This window comes from Microcoleus sp. Pol7_B2 (assembly GCF_036701035.1).
Taxonomy (GTDB): Bacteria; Cyanobacteriota; Cyanobacteriia; order Cyanobacteriales; family Microcoleaceae; genus Microcoleus.
Window position 1 is genome coordinate 1 of record NZ_JAUBQB010000028.1, and the last position, 17,679, is coordinate 17,679.

Sequence of the window (17,679 nt, forward strand, 5' to 3'; positions counted from 1 at the left end):
TGAATATGCTTTCATTGGTGTATTTTTTTTAATCTATTCTTATTGTACCTCATAACACCCGGAAGTGCTGTAGTTGACGGTTGACTGTTGACGGTTGACTGTTAACTGTTGACTGACAACTGACAACTGACTAATTTTTTTGCCATTCTTGCTGTTTCTTGCGAGCAGATTGCAGCCATTTTTGGGATTCGGGATAAACAGTGGTTCCGGGTTTGACGGATTCTAATTGATTGATAATTTCTTGCAACTGGCTGAGGGAGTAACCGGGATTTTGAGAATTCACATCTTTTTGCAAGTTTGCCAACAAGCTTTTAGCTTCTTGCAAAGCGGTTGCAGAATCTTTTTCTGCTTCCAGTCTAATCTGGGTAATTCCTAAATTTTTTTGATATTCAGCGAGTTTAGTTTGAGCGTCGAGATAGCCAGGATTATCCACAGAAATTAATTTTAGTCGGTTAATTCCTTCTTGCCACAATCCTGCTATTTGCTCCCACTGTGCGGCGGGATGGGGAGGTTTTTGGGAGGCGACGGCGGCGGAGAGAGCAAATTCTTTGGCAGCTTCAATTAAGTTGTCGGCCTGCACAGAACCGGTGGCGACGCCGCCCATTGCTTGAAAGTCTCTTTCTGCTGCTTTGAGTGTTTTTTTAGCCGTTTCTCCCGCGAGGGTTTCGGCGGGAATTTGATTGAGTTGGTCGATCGCACTTTGCCAATTTACCGTCGCTTTTTGTCTATCTGTGGCAGTTTTGGCTTGCTGGTACTCCTGTTTCGCGGCTTTTAGCGTTTGTTCGACTTGATTTAACTGAGTAAAAGCATTTTTTTGCTGAAAAATCTGAGCCTCCATCCGCCCGACATTTTTGCGGGCGGCTTCAAATTCATCGAGTGTAAACCGCCAACTGCAGCCAAAAAAATTGCAGTAAGTTTGGGGATAGTAGCCGAGGAACCACACCGGCAAGGCGTCGAGGTGTTTTTGCGCTTGTTTTGCTTTTATTTCGCCCAAGTCAAAATCAGCGACAGCCGTAGCTTTATTCACCAGTTGATCGGATTGTTCCACAAGGGCGATCGCCTGCCGGTAATTGTGATCCATACTGATAAAACTCGGCAGCAACAATATCGGCATTGTTTTCGCCACGGGCCAGCGAATCATCGGAAAAGGTAGATTTAGCAGCCAAATTATCCCCGCAGCACTTCCCAACAAACTCCCAGCAAAAATAATTTGATCGAACAATCCGGGCGGGCGGTTGGCTTTGACGGCAGCTTTGAGAGCTTGTTCGCTGAAGTTGGGAAATTCGTCTTTGAAGGTATCGCGGATTTCTTCTTTTGAGGCGAAAGTGCCGTTTTGCAAGCGTAACTTCTCCAACCGCTTGATTACCATCCGTCGGTAGACATCACCGGTTAGATTATCAGCCGCCGCGCACTTGTGAACTTCGGCCCGCAAAATTTCAAAAGCTCGATCGGTAAGACGCGCCATAAAACTCACCTATTCCCTTTTAATTATTTTACCGGTTCCCCGTCACAATAATTGTTAAAATATATAAACTTTCTATTAAATAATGCGAATTAAGTTCATGCCCACTGCTTTAATCACCGGTGCTTCTGGCGGAATTGGTGCAGCCTTTGCCGCCGAATTAGCGAAACGCCAGCACAATCTAATCTTGGTAGCTCGTTCCGAAGACAAATTGCAACAGCTAGCTGCTACACTGCAACAGGAATTCAAGATTTTAGTCGAAATTATCGTTCAAGATTTGACCGCACCCGGAGCCACAACTGCTGTATTTGACGCGGTTGTTAAAAAAGGTTGGACGGTTGATTTGTTGGTGAATAATGCGGGTTTTGGGGATTACGGTGTTTTTGCCGATCGCCCGCTTGCGAAACAACTAACAATGGTGCAACTAAATATTGTAGCATTAGTTGAACTTTCCCACTTATTTTTGCAGGGAATGCGGCAGCGAAAAGCAGGAAGTATCATCAATGTTGCCTCCATCGCAGCTTTTCAACCGATGCCATACTTGTCGATGTATGCAGCGACTAAAGCTTTTGTTTTAAGTTTCAGTGAGGCGCTTTGGGCGGAAAACAAAGATTTAGGAATTAGCGTTTTGTGCCTTTGTCCAGGGCCGACAGAATCGGACTTTTTCGCAGTAGCTGAATTCCCTCAATCAATGGAATCCAGCAGCGGGCAAAAACTCGTTCCCGCAGCGGAAGTAGTGCGAGATGCTTTGAAAGCTTTAGAGAAAAATGAGTCTAATGTTGTGACAGGGGGAATTCCCAATCAAATCATCGCCAATCTGCCTCGATTGATGCCGCGAGAACTTTTGGTGAAGTCGGTAGAAAAGGTGTTTCGGGCGAAAGAGGAATAATCGCGATCATCGACAATATAAATAAACCCGCCCCCACCCAAGGACAAACATTAGATCGCCCCTAACCCAAATTTTCCCAAAAGTCGCTTAATAAATGAATGGATCGCACAATCCCAAATCCCAAATCGCAATGAACTCAGAACGCGAACAAGCCTATCTCAATCTGATAAATCAACTGCTAAATAGTTCCAGCGGCGAAGAAGCGGAGGTATTAAAAACTCACCCGGAATTGCTAGATGATGGCTTGGTGGCGGCAATGCTAGAAGAGGCAGAGAATCTTAGAAGATTTGGGCAACTAAATAACGTTAATCGGTTGATGAATTGTGCCGGAATACTGCTTGGGATGAATGACAACACCTCAGTGGCAGTCACCCGACAAGCGGAAGCAGAAAGACTGTTTCAACAAGGCAATCAGCAGTATAAAATAAGTCAATTTCGAGAAGCTTTGCATTCTTGGGAACAGGCATTAACTATCTGTCGAAAAATCGGAAATCGCCAAGGAGAAGCTAATTGCCTCGGAAATTTGGGCAATGCTTACTATTCCCTAGGGCAATTCCACAGGGCGATCGAATTCCTAAAACAGTCTTTAGTGATTAAACGCGAAATAGGCGATCGGCAAGGAGAAGCTGCTTCCCTCGGCAGTTTGGGCAATGCTTGCCAATCCCTAGGGCACTACCACAGGGCGATCGATTTTAACCAACAGTATTTAGAGATTTCACGGGAAATCGGAAATCGCCACGGAGAAGCTAATTCCCTCGGCAATTTTGGCAATGCTTATTATTCCCTAGGGCAATTCCACAGGGCGATCGAATTTTACGAACAATTATTAGAGATTTCACGGGAAATCGGAGATCGCCAAGGAGAAGCCGCTTCCCTCGGCAATTTGGGGGTTGTTTTCTTTTCACTAGGGCAATACCAGAAGGCGATCGATTTTCAGCAACAGTCTTTAGTGATTAAACGGGAAATAAGTGATCGCCAAGGAGAAGCTAATTCCCTCGGGAGTTTGGGCAATGCTTATTATTCCCTAGGGCAATACCAGAAGGCGATCGATTTTCAGCAACAGTCTTTAGTGATTTCACGGGAAATCGGATATCGCCAAGGAGAAGCTAATTTCCTCGGGAGTTTGGGCAATGCTTACCAATCCCTAGGGCAATACCAGAGGGCGATCGAATTTCACCAACAGTATTTAAAGATTTCACGGGAAATCGGATATCGCCAAGGAGAAGCTACTTCCCTCGGCAATTTGGGCATTGCTTACGCTTCCCTAGGGCAATTCCACAGGGCGATCGAATTTTACCAACAGTCTTTAGTGATTAAACGGGAAATCGGAGATCGCGTGGGAGAGTCAATCTCTCTCAACAATTTGGGAAATGCTTTCCTACAAACTCACCAACTTGCTGAAGCTGAAACAGCACTTCGCGCCTCGATCGCAATTCATGAAACTCTGCGTTCTGAATTGGTAAGTAATGACCACAAAGCCTCAATCTTTGAAACCCAAATATCTGCCTATCGCCTGCTGCAACAAGTCCTAATTGCCCAATCTAAATTTGATGAAGCCTTAGAAATAGCTGAAATGTCGCGTACCCGTGCCTTCGTCGAGTTATTGCGACAAACCTTATTAACAACCCCCCCTCAGTCCCCCCCTTATCAAGGGGAGGAAGAAGAGTTATCTCAGTCCCCCCCCGATCAAGGAGAGGAAGAAGAGTTATCTAAAATCCTCCCTCTTAAGCCCCCCCTTAGCAAGGGGGGGTTGGGGGGGTTATCAAGATTTGAGGAAGAAGCAAACCTCTCAAAGCCCCCCTTAGCAAGGGGGAGTTGGAGGGGTTATCTATTCCCCAAATCCAACAAATCGCCCGCGACAGAAACTCCACAATAGTTGAATATTCGATTGTCAATCCAGAAATTTACATCTGGGTAATCCAACCAAACGGGAACATCACCCATCGCGCCGCCAACCGCGAACCCCTCAACCAACAAAACCAAACCCTCAAACAAATCATCCTCAAAACCCGCGTCTCCATCGGCACCGATGAAACCGACGACGAAGGCAACAAAATTCAGCTAGAATCCGAGTACAAACGAGACGAAACAGGCCGCTTTCCCCTATTGCAAGTCCTCCATCAAATCCTGATCGAACCCATCCTAGACTTACTCCCCACCGATGCCACTTCCCCGATCATCTTCGTCCCCCACTACGACTTATTTTTAGTTCCCTTCGCCGCCTTGCAAGATAGCAACAACCGCTACCTAATCGAAAATCATACGATCCTCACCAGCCCATCCATCCAAGTATTAGAAATCACCCGCGAACATCAAAACCGAGTGCGAGGATTGAGACAAGCCGCCCTAATTGTCGGCGATCCAACCATCGCCGCAAAATTCAACAAAAATCCCTACAAACTCCGACAAATTCCCAGGGCAAAAGAAGCCGCCGAAGCCATTGCCGCAACTTTAGTAACCGAAGCAATTAGCGGAGAAAATGCCACAAAAGTCGCCATTTTAGACAGAATGCTAAACACGCGCATCGTCCATTTATCCGCCCACGGACTCCTCGACGATTTCCAAGGTTCGGGCATTCCAGGCGCGATAATTTTAGCACCATCAGGAGACACCGACGACGGCGCGCTTAACGCCGCAGAAATCCTGCAATTAAAACTCGATTCCGAACTCGTAGTATTAAGCGCGTGCAGCACCGGAGGCGGTAAAATCACCGGAGATGGAGTCATTGGATTGTCGCGCTGCTTCATCCTCGCCGGAGTCCCCAGCATCATCGTTTCCCTGTGGAATATGGGAGCGATTTCAGCCAAATTACTAATGACTGAATTCTACCAAAATTTAGCACGGGGCGAGAATCGAGCAGCCGCCTTGCGGTGTGCTATGCTAACCACAAAAGCTCGATTTCCGAGTCCCATAGCTTGGGCTGCATTTACCTTAATTGGCGAAACCGAAACTTTACCGCTGTCAACTGAAAAGATTGATTTAAGGAGATTAGTAATGTCACTTCCGGATGAGGCCACACCCGAAGAAATTGTGGCGGCTTTCACTAAGTTATTGAAAATATCCGAGCCGCACTTTGTCAAACAATTATCAGCGATTGATGTTGGTTCGACCGATAATATCAATATTATCGCTCAAAGAATCAAAAAATGGTGCGAAACTCGGCTTCAAATTGAAGATAATTTAGAGAACGAAATTTATCAAATGGGTGCGGGCGGCGGTGATAGCGATGCACCTGAAGAAATCGTCAGGGAGTTTTACGAAACGCTGAAGGAAAATCAGATTCGACTGGGTTTGCCTCCGTCGTCTGCGCCGCCTGCACCGCCAACAAATAATCCAGAAACACCTTCCTAGGATAGAAACCATTAAAATCTTGTGGGGTGGGCATCTTGCCAGCCCCAAATATCTGATATAAATACTCGAAAACATCTCACAAAATTGATTATGAGCCAAGAATGGCAACTTAAAAATCCCAGCATTAGCCTCTATCCTTTCCACCTGCGGGATGATAGGGACGAAGGCTATAAGCAAGTAGCAAAAAATGCCCACATTTTGTGGGAAAATCTAGCAGATAATGTCGGTAAAGAATTTAACATCAACGAACTCAAATCCCTCAGAGACAAGCTAATTTGCTACAAAAACGGCGTCTATTATCCAGACGGCGAAGAGGAAAATCTGACTCGGGAAAAATTGCTGATTCCCGATGGAAAAACTTTGAAGTTCCAGCCAATTACTCAGCCAGATAACCAGAAACTTGATGGTTCTATCAATGCTCTGCGAGTTCAGGATACTTACACCGCAGACTTGACATTTTACTATCAAAATGTCACAATAAAAGTAGCGGACTTAACTCGATTAAATCCCGAAGGTTGCTTGTTGCCAAATGCAATTCAACCGTCTCTGGGACAGACATTATTATTATACGCGGCACCAGCAGTTTATAATACTTACCGGAAACTAGCTGACGAATCTGTTAAAGCTTTTGTACAGGATAAACAGCCCGCCTCAGTAGACTTTCGCGCCGAAGGAAAGTTATTCGGAAGTCCGATTTTTGAGTATGACAGCCTAGAAGATGATGCGCGTCAGCGGTGTCACATTTTAGTATGGTTGCAAGACAATCCCCAAACTTTGGAATCCGCAACGCCGGCGTTTTATTCTTACTTGATGAATCTGCTGTGCTCTCGCGCTAAAATTGTATTTAGGTATGGCGAAACTCGGAAAAAGTATCGCCAAGGACAGCAAATAGTGGGCGAGTTAGAAAAGAAGCTTCCCGAATTGGGTGCAATACAAAGCGAACAAAATCGACAAGTTAAGTTGCAGAAGTTAAAGGAGTTGCTGGCGGAAGTTCACACTAAAATGTGGGATTTTGCTCAGCAGGTGCGATATTTGCAAGAAGACAGAAATACCATTGATACTAATGCTGAAAATTATGGTGAGGCGTTGACAAGAATTAGAGGTTTGTGCATTCCAGGCGACAATCTGGATTTTTGGCAGAGGTTTCTAGATTTAGCTGAGGATAAGTATCGCCGGCAAATTGAAATAGATTTAAACTACCTGATTGCTAGTCAAAATTTGTTCCAGCAGTCGATATCCACTGTGCGGGGGATGGTGGAAATCGAACAGGTGGAATTGGACAGGGAACAGATGGAATTATACAAGAAACAGGAAGACAGGGAGAAAAAGCGATCTCGCCAGCTTGAGAATATCATCTTTTTTGTCGGAACTGCGATAGGCGGCGGACAAATCTTTTCCGCCGCCTATCCTCTAATCAAGGATACACCGATTCAATGGCAACCCGATTTTTCTCTACCGCTGCATCCCTTTGCTGCGACAATTATCTGGAGTGTGCTGTTTGGCTTACTATTTGGCTTGTTAATCCTGGGTATCGCCGTGTGGGTAAGGAAAACTTTTCCCCGATAAATAAGTTAGCCGAAATCAGGACACCGCAGAAATCAGGACACGGCAGTGCCGTTTCCCTACAATTAATACTCCGGCGATGGTTATATCCTCCCAAGGGCGATTGCGGGCGAGTTATCGCCCTTGCTACGATGTTTTGGGGTAGGGAAACGGCACTGCCGTGTCCTCAATGGCTGGTAAAAAAACCCGGTTTCTGGGCTATAAATTACAAATATCGAGTTAACTGGACTCGATAGCGTTCCTTCTTAGTAACAGCAACTTCCCCAATTTCCAATCTTCCCTTGCCCGTAACAGCAATTAAATCTCCCGACTTGACATTATAACTAGCTTGAGTAACGTCTTTCCAGTTAACTCGCACATCGCCACTATCAATTAAATCGGCCATTTTGCTGCGAGACATTGCGAATCCAGCCGAGGCGACAGCATCCAATCTCATGGATGCTTCAACCGTTGTCATTTCTTTCTTTTTGGGTTCTCTAATTTTGAGTTCGCTCAACTCAATGCGCCGCGTTTGTACCGGAACCGATCGCACTTGCTGCAAACTCATCTCCAAATACTCTACCATCTCAGGCATGACAATGGCTTGCGCGCCGCGTTCTCCCAAAACAATCACATCGCCAGTTTTCTCGCGGACAATTCCCGTACCCAACATCGCCCCCAAAAAGTCGCGGTGAGAAGCTGTATCGAACAAGAAATTGCCAGCGATTTCTACCGCAGCAACGTTAACGCTAGCAGAGTCGATCGGGATATCCGATCGCGCGATCGCAATTCTTTGTCTTTCAGCTTGCGGGTAGCCGCCCCAAGCCACTAATTCCACGTCTGTTAACCGCTTAAATACCGTCAGAGTGTCCGCCAATTCTGGAGGCGACAGAAAATCAGTCTGAGTAACTTCCCAAGTTTTAATTGCTTGTTCCGCTTGGTCGATCGCCCGCGCCACACATTCGCGGTTTTCAATGCCTTTTAACAGTTCTTCTCTTTGTAACATCAGTTAATGCTAGATTCTAATTTGAAATTGCCAAAGTTTGCTGTAACTAAAAAGTCTACTTTTTTAACAGTCGCACTAATTTAATTATAGTCTAAAATCATCAAATAACGATCTTATGATTTTAGTTGCTGGTAAAGCTGATATGATGAGCACGATTATTGTACCAAATCTATGAAGTCTTCGAGTTAAAGTTTTTGCAATATCTCGATCGAGTATGGCAGCAAAATTGTCCACCCAACTACTTATTCTTCTTCACCCGCAAATACAGTTCTTCCATCGCCTCAATAAACGAACCATCCTTGTGCCAAAACTGTGGAAAATCTCCCTGTTTCTTCACCACGATCGCACTTACCCCACTTGGCGCTGCCACCTCAATCGTCTGCGGTAATCGCTTCGCACCGTGCCAAAACTCTTTCAGGCTGACCGTTTGCGCCTCACTGGCGATCGCCTGCGTGTAATAGGAATCCACCGCCACAGGGGCCGCTGCATCCGCTGTTAACTCGGCAGAAAGCGCCATTCCCAAAGGCGTTTTTGCCAATTCGCGGTGCAGCACTTCCTTAGAAAGCCCCCGTAATTCAAACAGTAAAAATGGATCTTTGTCCAATTCGGCCGCCACCAAATAATAAACTCCGGCAATATGTTTGCAGGGATTGCTATAGTCTGGGCAAGAGCAAGTAGTCTTAAAGTCCTCGCGGCTGCTGGGTAAAAGGTGCAATCCGAGGGGTGAGAAAGCATTTTCAATGTTGTCGGGCATTTCGTTGAGTAGCAGCCGGGAAATGAAGCTGGCTTTTGATGCCATTTGGGCGATCGCCAGTTTCCACTTTGCCTGACTAATTGGCTCAAACTCAATTTGAGTTGTGTACAGAGGCTCCTTATAAACCCCAAAATAAGGATTAACCGAGCCTCTCACCTGTGCCATCACTAACCCATCATTCATGGCAAAGCTTTTTACCTTGCCGTTTCGTGCATAGGAACGTCCCCGTCCGAGTCGCCCAGAATCTGTAAATCTTTCTAACGCATCGATAAATTTATTGCCCCACCAAGTCCGAGTAAATTGTGACATATTTTTGGGTTTATCCTAATCTAGAACCGCATTTTTATTGAGCCTAATTAATTTCTTAAATGCCTCATTATCCAACTCAGTCAACCACGATTCATCCGCACCAATAATTGACCCTGCCAATTTCTTTTTGTCCTCAATCATTTGGTCAATCTTTTCTTCCAAAGTGCCAATCGCCACAAACTTATGCACAAACACATTTTTTTGCTGTCCGATCCGAAACGCCCGATCCGTTGCCTGATCTTCCACCGCCGGATTCCACCAGCGATCGAAATGGAACACGTGATTGGCTTTTGTCAGCGTAATTCCCACGCCGCCCGCCTTCAGTGACAGAATAAATACCGAAGGTTCAGACTCTGGATCTTGAAACTCTGAAATCATCCGTTCCCGTTTTTCGCGACTGGTTCCCCCGTGGATGTAGTAAGTGTTGTAATGTAGCGTTTGTTTAATATATTTTTCCAAGGCGCTTCCCAGTTCTGTAAACTGCGTAAATACCAATAAACTTTCGCCTTCTGCTTTGACTTCCTCAATCATCTCGATCAGCCGTTCCAGTTTGTGCGATCGCTCTGGTGTAAACTCACTTTCATCTTGCAAAAACTGGCGCGGATGGTTACAAATTTGCTTCAGCTTCAGCAGTGTCGCCAAAATCATCCCCTTGCGCTTCATCCCTTCCGCCGCGTCAATTTCTTGTTCTACCTCTTTCACAATCGCTTCATAAAGCGAAGCTTGCTCGCGGGTGAGATTGCAGTAGAGTTTTTGCTCAACTTTGTCGGGGAGATCCTGAATAATCGACTTATCGGTTTTCAGGCGCCGGAGTATAAAGGGTTCCACTAATTTTTTGAGCGCTGCCGATTGCGTGCGACTCCCATTTTTTTGAATCGGGATCTCAAACAACTTCCGAAACTGCGCCTCTTTACCCAGATAGCCCGGATTGAGGAAATTAAAAATTGACCATAAATCCAGCAATCGATTTTCTACGGGTGTTCCAGTCAATGCTAGTCGATGGGTAGCGGGTAACTTTAAAATCGCCTTGGTTTGCGCCGCTTTCGGATTTTTAATATTCTGGGCTTCATCAATTACCACGCGATGCCACGCTACGCTGCTCAACAGCTTCTCATCTTTTCGCACCAAGGTAAAGGAAGTAATCAACATATCGCAACCTTGGACGGCGGCTTTGAATTCCTTGGCATCTTGCAAGCGCCCAGGGCCGTGGTGTATGAGCGATCGCAATTCTGGAGCAAACTTTTCCATTTCCTTTTGCCAGTTGCCAACTACGGAAGTGGGCGCAATTAGCAGCGTGGGTAGAACCGAAGGTGCGATCGCTTTTTCTGTCTTTTTTTCTATCTCTTTTGTAGTAGATAAAACTTCCCGCTCTTGCAATAATCTAGCAATTACCTGCGCCGATTTACCCAAACCCATATCATCGGCAAGACAGCCATTTAATCCCAAACTTTCCAAATAACTCAACCAAGAAACGCCGCGCTTTTGGTAATCCCGTAACTGGCCCTGAAACTTTGCTGGATCTGCAATTAACTCTAACCGACTCTTATCGTGCAGCTTCTCCAACATATCCGATAAAGTGCGATCGCGCTCAACCTCCAACTGTTCGCTCGCTTCTCCTTCTGCCGTTAACTTCATAAAGTCAATCAGGCTTAAATCGGGGTTTTCTTGGCGATGTTTTTTCCAAAACTCCAACATCTCCTGCATCTTGTCTTTGTCCAGTTCCATCCATTGTCCTCGGAACTGCACCAGCGGTGTTTTGCTATTTACTAACGCCTGCCATTCTTGTTCGCTAACCCGTTCACCCCCGATCGCCAATTCATATTGATATTCCACCAAGGAATCCGCCGAAAACAATCCTTTGCCCTTGATTGCAGCGCTCTTGCTGCCCTTCCCTTTGACTTGCAGGCGAATCTTCGCCCGTTGTCGTCCCTTCGGCGTCCACCAAGCGGGGACAATCACTTTGTATCCGGCATCTTCTAATACCCAAGCGGACTCGCTGAGAAAGGTGAAAGCATCATCTAAGCTGAGGGTAATGTTAACAGGTTGGTCGGTTTCTAGCCCTTGCCAAAGTTGGGGATAAATGCGGGCAGCGTAGCCGAGATTTGTCAGCAAATGTTGCTCAAAGTTGTCTCCAAATTGTGTTTGCAACTGTTTTTGTTGAGTCGATCGCGATCGCCAATAATCCTGCAACGGCATCCGCAGAGATGGGTCTTTTTTCGCAGCCACCTGAAACTCTAAAACCCAAGGCTGTTCGGGGTTTTCGGGGGATTGTAATTGAAAGCAGAGGGAGAATGAGTCCGCAGATTGATTGCGCGTAATGCGATCGCGCCAGGTTTGCCATTGCCGGTATTGTTCAAGGCTTACTCGCGCGATTTTTCGTGTTTGGTTGAGGCAGATTTGCAGTAAAGAATCCGCAATCTTATTTTCAAACGATGCTGGGATGGGGGTTTGAGTGACAATTTCCGCGATCGCACACTCGGAAAAATGCCGCAGCAACCGTTCGCGATCGTAGAACTTTGGTGTATCTTGTAGCTGGATCTTCCGAAAACCGGACACACAAACTAAAGGCATCCATTCAACATAGCGTTGTAAATCAGTTTCGTACTGTGTTGAAACAATTTCCCATCCCGGATAAATCTCAAAGCTGGGTTCAATTTTGGCAGGTGTTTTTGGAGTTTTTGCAGTTGTTTTGGTTTTTGTCTCGCCCGCTTTCTTACGCCCGCGCGTGGCTTTCTCCGCGGGTTCGGATGTTTCGATGGGTGCGATCGCGATCGGAGCAGTTTCTCGATAGCGCAACGCCGGAATATAATGATCTTTCAGAACAATTTGCTTAAAACTTTGGGTGTAGTGATACCAAAATAGCAAGTCTGAACCAAACTGAACTTCTGCTAAATCGTAGAGGGCAAAAAAATGCAGATCGTTCAATACTTTAGTCAAAGTGTGGGTGGCGATGGACACACAATCAACTTCCCAATACTCCAACTCAAATGTTTCGGGTAACTCTGTCTCTAAATATCGCGCTAGTTCTAAAGATGGCAACGGCTGGTTGTCGGCAGTGGGCAGTAAAAAATACCGAGGGACGATCGCGTATTCTAGCCCCATCGCACTTGTATTGTTGACTGGTGGCAGTTGAATCCCGGCTTCTTTCGTTAGAAACTCTCTTAACTGTGCCGTCTCCAATTGTCGGGGATGAACCTTAGCAGGCTGTTTTTTCTTTTCAGTGGTTTCAACCCAAAGACAAAAAGTTCCACCTTGAACAAAACTCTCTTCTGCTTGAGGAATCCAAGTCCCGTGGAGGATTTTCATAGGTCATACCAAACGCAACCTTTGGCAGCCTATCATATCATGAATGAGTGGGAAAAGATAAGAAGGCGGTTGAAAGCAGGTTTATATAAACCATGTCTGCTGGATGCCGACTAAAGAGAATAACGTAATTTTATCCCAGTTGTATTCTTTACTCTTTAACCCGCCTCTGCAGCTTTTGACTTTATAGATGCAGTTGAAACCGCCGAGTCTTCTTACAAATTTAGAAAATATCAGTTAAATCCAAAACAAAACCGGGTAGTACATCTTCACCTGACAGAGTTGCAGGTTCATCTAAAATTTCTACTTCTCTACCTTGACGGGAGATTTCTACTTTTCTATTTTTGCGATCGAGCAACCATCCCAACCTAGCTCCATTTTTCACATACACTTTCATTTTAGTCGGCAATTTTTCTAGGGAGTCAGTGGTCGATCGCAATTCCACCACAAAATCGGGACAAATCGGCGCAAATTTCTTTTTTTCTTCCGCAGTTAAAGCATCCCACCTGTCGCGCCGAATCCAAGCAGCGTCGGGAGAAATATCAATACCGTCGGGCAGTTTAAATCCAGTTGAAGAATCAAAAGCAATTCCCAAATGCTTATTTTGACGGCTCCAACCTTCGAGTTGAAAACTTAGCTCCGCATTCCGTCTGCCTGTATCGCTACTCGCAGGCGGCATAATAATTAATTCTCCCGTTGCAGTTCGCTCAAATCTTAAATCCCGGTTGTCTATACACAACTGAAAAAACTGCTCGTCTGTTAATTCGAGCGTTAATTCTAGGGGAGAATGTAGAAGAATAGTTTGTGATTCCATAACTGCCTCCAAATATTACACGAGTTGAATGTCAACAGTCAACAGTTAACCGTCAACTGTTAACAAACAAATAACTAAGTCTCTGTATAACCTTGGATATTTTCCGGTTTAAACTGCTGCAAAATCTTCGCAGCTTTCCCAGTCAAATCATCAGTACCCTTAACCGCAATCAAAAATTTACCCGCATTCAAACGGTTGCGGTAGGGCAAAGCATCGCCGCTACCAAAAGCCATACCGCCCGCGCCTCCAACAAACACACTGCCCATCGCAGCGGCGATCGCACCTAGCACTCCGCCGATCGCGTGATCGCCAATTTCGCCCGCCCAGGCAAAAGTCTTCAACTCAGTCATCAGACTGAAAGTAACGCCAGCAATAAAGCCAAAGGGAATCAGCCAAATAGCCATGAGTTTAGCTTGTTTCTTCGCTTGCTGGTTCGGGTCGATCAAGCCAAATTCATCAGCAGTTTTGTAGCCGCGGCCCAAAATACTCACTTGCTTCATAGGCAAGCCTTCTTTTTCGAGAGCACAGTAGGCAGCTTCGGCTTGAATTCGATCGGACAGTACGGCGATAAGATAATTCATTAGAAAACAATTCCTGATAGTTAGGCTTGAATACCCAAAGTCTATTATAGACCGAAAAGACATACTAGCTAAGCACTTGGGGGATTTTCAGACACTCAGAGAGTCCGATCGCCCGCAAAGCTAAAATATTTCATGCAAAAAACGGCCGACCTTGACCGAATACAGATACAATTCAAACTGCACAAAGGCAAGCTTGAGCTGAGCTGTTAGATACTGCTCTAAGTCTAAGTCTCAACTTTGAGCTCGCCAACGCTCGGTCTATTTTTACTATTGCACTCAATTGCTTGCTATGCCTAAAGTTCTAGTATCCGATCCGATCGACCAAGCCGGAATTGACATCCTCTCCCAAGTCGCGCAAGTTGACGTAAACACAGGACTCTCAGCCGAACAACTGGTAAAAATTATTCCAGATTACGACGCTTTGATGATCCGTTCTGGCACCCAAGTTACCAAAGAAATCATTGAAGCCGGGAATTCACTTAAAATCATCGGCAGAGCCGGCGTCGGCGTAGATAATGTCGATGTACCCGCCGCTACCCGCAAAGGAATTGTAGTCGTCAATTCCCCCGAAGGCAACACGATCGCCGCCGCAGAACACGCGCTCGCCATGATGCTCTCGATGTCCCGCCACATCCCGGAAGCTAACGAATCCGTCAAAGGTGGTAAATGGGAACGCAACCGCTTTATCGGTGTAGAAGTTTACAAAAAAACCCTCGGCATCGTCGGTTTGGGCAAAATCGGCTCCCACCTCGCCGCTGCAGCCAAAGCAATGGGCATGAAACTGCTGGCCTACGATCCCTTCATTTCGACCGAAAGAGCCGACCAGTTGGGCTGCCGCTTGGTAGAACTCGAACTGCTGATGCGCGAATCTGACTACATCACCCTGCACATCCCCAAAACGCCGGAAACCCTGCACTTAATTAACGCTGAAGTGCTCTCGAAAATGAAGCCCACGGCCCGCATCATAAACTGCGCCAGAGGCGGCATCATCGACGAAGCAGCCCTAGCAGAAGCCATAAAAGAAGGCAAGATCGCCGGCGCAGCTTTGGACGTTTACGAACACGAACCGCTGGAAGCTGATTCCCCGTTGCGGAGTGTCGGCCAAAACATTGTGCTGACGCCCCACTTGGGAGCATCCACAGCGGAAGCTCAGGTGAATGTGGCCATCGATGTTGCTGAACAAATTCGCGATGTACTGTTGGGGCTACCCGCACGATCGGCTGTTAACATACCAGGAATTTACCCAGACTCGATCGAAAAACTCAAACCCTACCTGCAACTCGCCGAAACCCTCGGCAACCTCGTCAGCCAGCTAGCCGGAGGCCGAGTCGATTACCTCAACGTTCAACTGCAAGGCGAATTGGCCAGCAACCAAAGCCAGCCCGTAGTCGTCGCCGCCCTCAAAGGCCTGCTCTCCCAAGCCCTGCGAGAGCGCGTTAACTACGTCAACGCCAGCATCGAAGCCAAAGAACGCGGAATTCGCGTCGTCGAAACCAGAGACGCCTCAATTCGCGACTACACCGGCTCCCTGCACCTCTCGGCCAAGGGAACCCTCGGCGAACACACCGTCACAGGTGCAGTGCTCGGCGAAAGCGAAATTCGGATTACCAGCGTTGACGATTTCCCGGTCAACGTTTCCCCCACTCACCATATGCTGTTTACCCTGCACCGCGATATGCCGGGGATTATTGGCAAAATTGGTTCCCAATTGGGCAGTTTTAATGTCAATATTGCCAGTATGCAAGTAGGCCGTAAAATCGTGCGAGGCGATGCGGTGATGGTTTTGAGCCTCGATGACCCTCTACCAGAGGGGATACTGGCTGAGATCCTAAAAGTTCCGGGAATTCGGGATGCTTACACGGTAAATCTTTGACGGATTTTGGAGTTTAGATTTTGGATGCAAGGGCTGATAATTGGTAATGGGTAATTGGTCATTGGTCATTGGCAAGAAAGCGGGAATTTTTCTATTAGCCAATCCTCCTTCCTCACTCCCCACTTCCCAGTCTCCAGTTCCCCTGGGCCAATCTAAAATCTAAAATCTAAAATCTAAAATCGTTATGGCACATAGCTGGTGGGAAATTAGAATTCTTTGCGATCCGGCGCTGGAAGATATCATCTTTTGGCGTCTGGAACGGTTTAACTGTCGAGGAACTGCTACGGAGCTCAAAAGCAATTCCTGCCTGATGTCGGCTTATTTGCCCGAAGAACAGGCAGGATTGCTGGATTTGGCCGCTCTGTCTCTGTGGCTGCGCCAAGATGCTCTGTGTGCAGGTTTGCCCCTACCTGCGATGCAGTGGGATTTGATTGAAGACGAAGACTGGGGCAGCACTTGGAAGGAGCACTGGCAGCCTCAAGAAGTGGGCGATCGCTTTTTAATTAATCCGGCTTGGCTGCCCTTACCGACTGATACCGATCGCGTCATTTTGCGTTTAGATCCGGGTGTGGCTTTCGGTACAGGTGCTCACGCCACTACTCAACTGTGTCTGGAGTCGCTGGAAATGCGTCTCGGTTTTGATGACAAAGAGTGCATCGTTGCTGATATCGGCTGCGGATCAGGTATTTTGTCGATCGGCGCAGTGTTGTTGGGCGCTACAAAAGTTTATGCTTTGGATACTGATCCTTTGGCAGTGCGATCGACCATTAGCAACAGACTACTCAACCGCGTTAATTCTCAGCAGTTAGTTGCAGAGCTCGGAAGTATCGATCGCCTGAAAGAAATGGTCGATGAGCCGATCGACGGTTTGATATGCAACATTTTAGCAGAAGTAATCATTGATTTAATCCCGCAGTTCACTGCAATTAGCAAACCCACTACTTGGGGCGTGCTCAGCGGCATTTTGCTCGAACAAGCTAAGCCAATTGCCGACACTCTGGAACAGCACGGCTGGATTGTGGCTACTCTGTGGAAGCGCCAAGATTGGTGTTGTTTTAATATTCGGCGTAGTTAACAATATGGTAATTGTTAATTGCTAATTGGTAATTTTGAGTTCATGTTTCATCTTTGGGAAGTGAATTTAAATAAGTCTCTAACCTGAAAATAAACCGCGCCAGCCCAGTAAAAACCATTCACCAAAATCAACAACGTTTTTCCAGCAGAAGAATTAACAAAACCAAAAACGCGGTAAGTTGACAGCAGCACTAACAACATTTCAACCACAGAAACAATTGACCCGTAGTGCTTCCGATCCCAATAAGAAAAGGGACTGATAAAACGGTAATTGCTGAACGGAAAAAAGTGTCGGTGAGCGTCGTCATTGTGGACAGGCAAATCTCCCAGAGAGTGTAGTATCATGCTAATAAACAGAATTTGCACACTCTGCCAGCCAAAGTAATAAGCAATTAGCAAACCCATAACCGCAAGGGGAATTGAATGAAACAGAGCCACAATATTTTGCACAAAAGGCTCATAATATGCTTTTGACCAAATTGTAGCTGCGGGCAAGCGAGCAATGTATTTCGCCCAAAAGTAAAATAAAAATATCGGAATATCCGGCAAAATTCCGCCGATCGCAATAATTAGATTAGCTTGCGGCAGTTGCGGTTTGCCGAGAATTGCGAGATTGATAATAGCGTGGCTGGGAGTCTTCATAGGTAGGGTGCGTCAACTACGATTATCTTATTCATAATTAATCAGATATGAGGTGACGCACCCTACGTGTGAGATAATT

The 17,679-nt window shown here is 46.3% G+C and carries 13 protein-coding genes; 6 read left to right on the forward strand and 7 right to left on the reverse strand.

Translation table 11 applies throughout. The features are described 5' to 3' along the window. Positions 1–130: 130 nt before the first annotated feature. Positions 131–1,465 (reverse strand): hypothetical protein, encoded by a 1,335-nt coding sequence (locus tag QUA57_RS13130; RefSeq protein WP_333061336.1) that lies wholly within the window; start codon positions 1,463–1,465, stop codon positions 131–133. Positions 1,466–1,547: 82 nt separating this feature from the next. On the opposite strand from QUA57_RS13130, the gene QUA57_RS13135 reads away from it, so the two are divergent. The 4 genes from QUA57_RS13135 (at position 1,548) to QUA57_RS13150 (ending at position 7,268) form a co-directional block, all read left to right on the forward strand. Next, the gene (locus QUA57_RS13135; protein WP_333061337.1) at positions 1,548–2,351 is read left to right on the forward strand and encodes an SDR family oxidoreductase; all 804 of its coding nucleotides are present in this window, start codon (positions 1,548–1,550) and stop codon (positions 2,349–2,351) included. 130 nt (positions 2,352–2,481) lie between these two features. Continuing rightward, positions 2,482–4,227, forward strand: coding sequence for a tetratricopeptide repeat protein (locus tag QUA57_RS13140; RefSeq protein ID WP_333061339.1), 1,746 nt, complete (start codon positions 2,482–2,484; stop codon positions 4,225–4,227). Continuing rightward, positions 4,167–5,702, forward strand: coding sequence for a CHAT domain-containing protein (locus tag QUA57_RS13145; RefSeq protein WP_333061340.1), 1,536 nt, complete (start codon positions 4,167–4,169; stop codon positions 5,700–5,702). Before QUA57_RS13140 ends, QUA57_RS13145 begins: the two co-directional genes overlap by 61 nt. A gap of 90 nt (positions 5,703–5,792) precedes the next feature. Continuing rightward, positions 5,793–7,268, forward strand: a complete 1,476-nt coding sequence (locus QUA57_RS13150; RefSeq protein ID WP_333061342.1) for a hypothetical protein — start codon at positions 5,793–5,795, stop codon at positions 7,266–7,268. 202 nt (positions 7,269–7,470) lie between these two features. On the opposite strand, the gene QUA57_RS13155 is transcribed toward QUA57_RS13150, so the two are convergent. The 5 genes from QUA57_RS13155 to QUA57_RS13175 form a co-directional block, all read right to left on the reverse strand. Continuing rightward, the gene (locus tag QUA57_RS13155) at positions 7,471–8,250 is read right to left on the reverse strand and encodes a photosystem II S4 domain protein (protein WP_333061344.1); all 780 of its coding nucleotides are present in this window, start codon (positions 8,248–8,250) and stop codon (positions 7,471–7,473) included. A gap of 238 nt (positions 8,251–8,488) precedes the next feature. Further along, positions 8,489–9,313 (reverse strand): SWIM zinc finger family protein, encoded by an 825-nt coding sequence (locus QUA57_RS13160; protein ID WP_333061346.1) that lies wholly within the window; start codon positions 9,311–9,313, stop codon positions 8,489–8,491. A gap of 15 nt (positions 9,314–9,328) precedes the next feature. Continuing rightward, positions 9,329–12,619, reverse strand: coding sequence for a DEAD/DEAH box helicase (locus QUA57_RS13165; RefSeq protein WP_333061348.1), 3,291 nt, complete (start codon positions 12,617–12,619; stop codon positions 9,329–9,331). A gap of 220 nt (positions 12,620–12,839) precedes the next feature. Next, the gene (locus QUA57_RS13170; protein ID WP_333061349.1) at positions 12,840–13,430 is read right to left on the reverse strand and encodes a Uma2 family endonuclease; all 591 of its coding nucleotides are present in this window, start codon (positions 13,428–13,430) and stop codon (positions 12,840–12,842) included. 74 nt (positions 13,431–13,504) lie between these two features. Continuing rightward, positions 13,505–14,011: a hypothetical protein gene (locus QUA57_RS13175; RefSeq protein WP_333040303.1), complete on the reverse strand. Its 507-nt coding sequence runs from the start codon at positions 14,009–14,011 to the stop codon at positions 13,505–13,507. Positions 14,012–14,300: 289 nt separating this feature from the next. Between QUA57_RS13175 and serA the strand changes: the two genes are divergently transcribed. Continuing rightward, positions 14,301–15,884: a phosphoglycerate dehydrogenase gene (gene serA / locus QUA57_RS13180; RefSeq protein ID WP_333040304.1), complete on the forward strand. Its 1,584-nt coding sequence runs from the start codon at positions 14,301–14,303 to the stop codon at positions 15,882–15,884. A gap of 184 nt (positions 15,885–16,068) precedes the next feature. Continuing rightward, complete coding sequence (gene prmA, locus QUA57_RS13185) at positions 16,069–16,959, forward strand: 50S ribosomal protein L11 methyltransferase (RefSeq protein WP_333061350.1); 891 nt, start codon at positions 16,069–16,071, stop codon at positions 16,957–16,959. Positions 16,960–17,006: 47 nt separating this feature from the next. On the opposite strand, the gene QUA57_RS13190 is transcribed toward prmA, so the two are convergent. Then, complete coding sequence (locus tag QUA57_RS13190; protein WP_333061352.1) at positions 17,007–17,600, reverse strand: hypothetical protein; 594 nt, start codon at positions 17,598–17,600, stop codon at positions 17,007–17,009. Positions 17,601–17,679 lie beyond the last annotated feature (79 nt).

Coding starts and splice junctions, on each gene's coding strand:
- QUA57_RS13165 (WP_333061348.1), bottom strand. CDS start 12,619: ATGAAAATCCTCCACGGGACTTGGATTCCTCAAGCAGAAGAGAGTTTT.
- prmA (WP_333061350.1), top strand. CDS start 16,069: ATGGCACATAGCTGGTGGGAAATTAGAATTCTTTGCGATCCGGCGCTG.
- QUA57_RS13150 (WP_333061342.1), top strand. CDS start 5,793: ATGAGCCAAGAATGGCAACTTAAAAATCCCAGCATTAGCCTCTATCCT.
- QUA57_RS13175 (WP_333040303.1), bottom strand. CDS start 14,011: ATGAATTATCTTATCGCCGTACTGTCCGATCGAATTCAAGCCGAAGCT.
- QUA57_RS13155 (WP_333061344.1), bottom strand. CDS start 8,250: ATGTTACAAAGAGAAGAACTGTTAAAAGGCATTGAAAACCGCGAATGT.
- serA (WP_333040304.1), top strand. CDS start 14,301: ATGCCTAAAGTTCTAGTATCCGATCCGATCGACCAAGCCGGAATTGAC.
- QUA57_RS13170 (WP_333061349.1), bottom strand. CDS start 13,430: ATGGAATCACAAACTATTCTTCTACATTCTCCCCTAGAATTAACGCTC.
- QUA57_RS13130 (WP_333061336.1), bottom strand. CDS start 1,465: ATGGCGCGTCTTACCGATCGAGCTTTTGAAATTTTGCGGGCCGAAGTT.
- QUA57_RS13140 (WP_333061339.1), top strand. CDS start 2,482: ATGAACTCAGAACGCGAACAAGCCTATCTCAATCTGATAAATCAACTG.
- QUA57_RS13160 (WP_333061346.1), bottom strand. CDS start 9,313: ATGTCACAATTTACTCGGACTTGGTGGGGCAATAAATTTATCGATGCG.
- QUA57_RS13135 (WP_333061337.1), top strand. CDS start 1,548: ATGCGAATTAAGTTCATGCCCACTGCTTTAATCACCGGTGCTTCTGGC.
- QUA57_RS13190 (WP_333061352.1), bottom strand. CDS start 17,600: ATGAAGACTCCCAGCCACGCTATTATCAATCTCGCAATTCTCGGCAAA.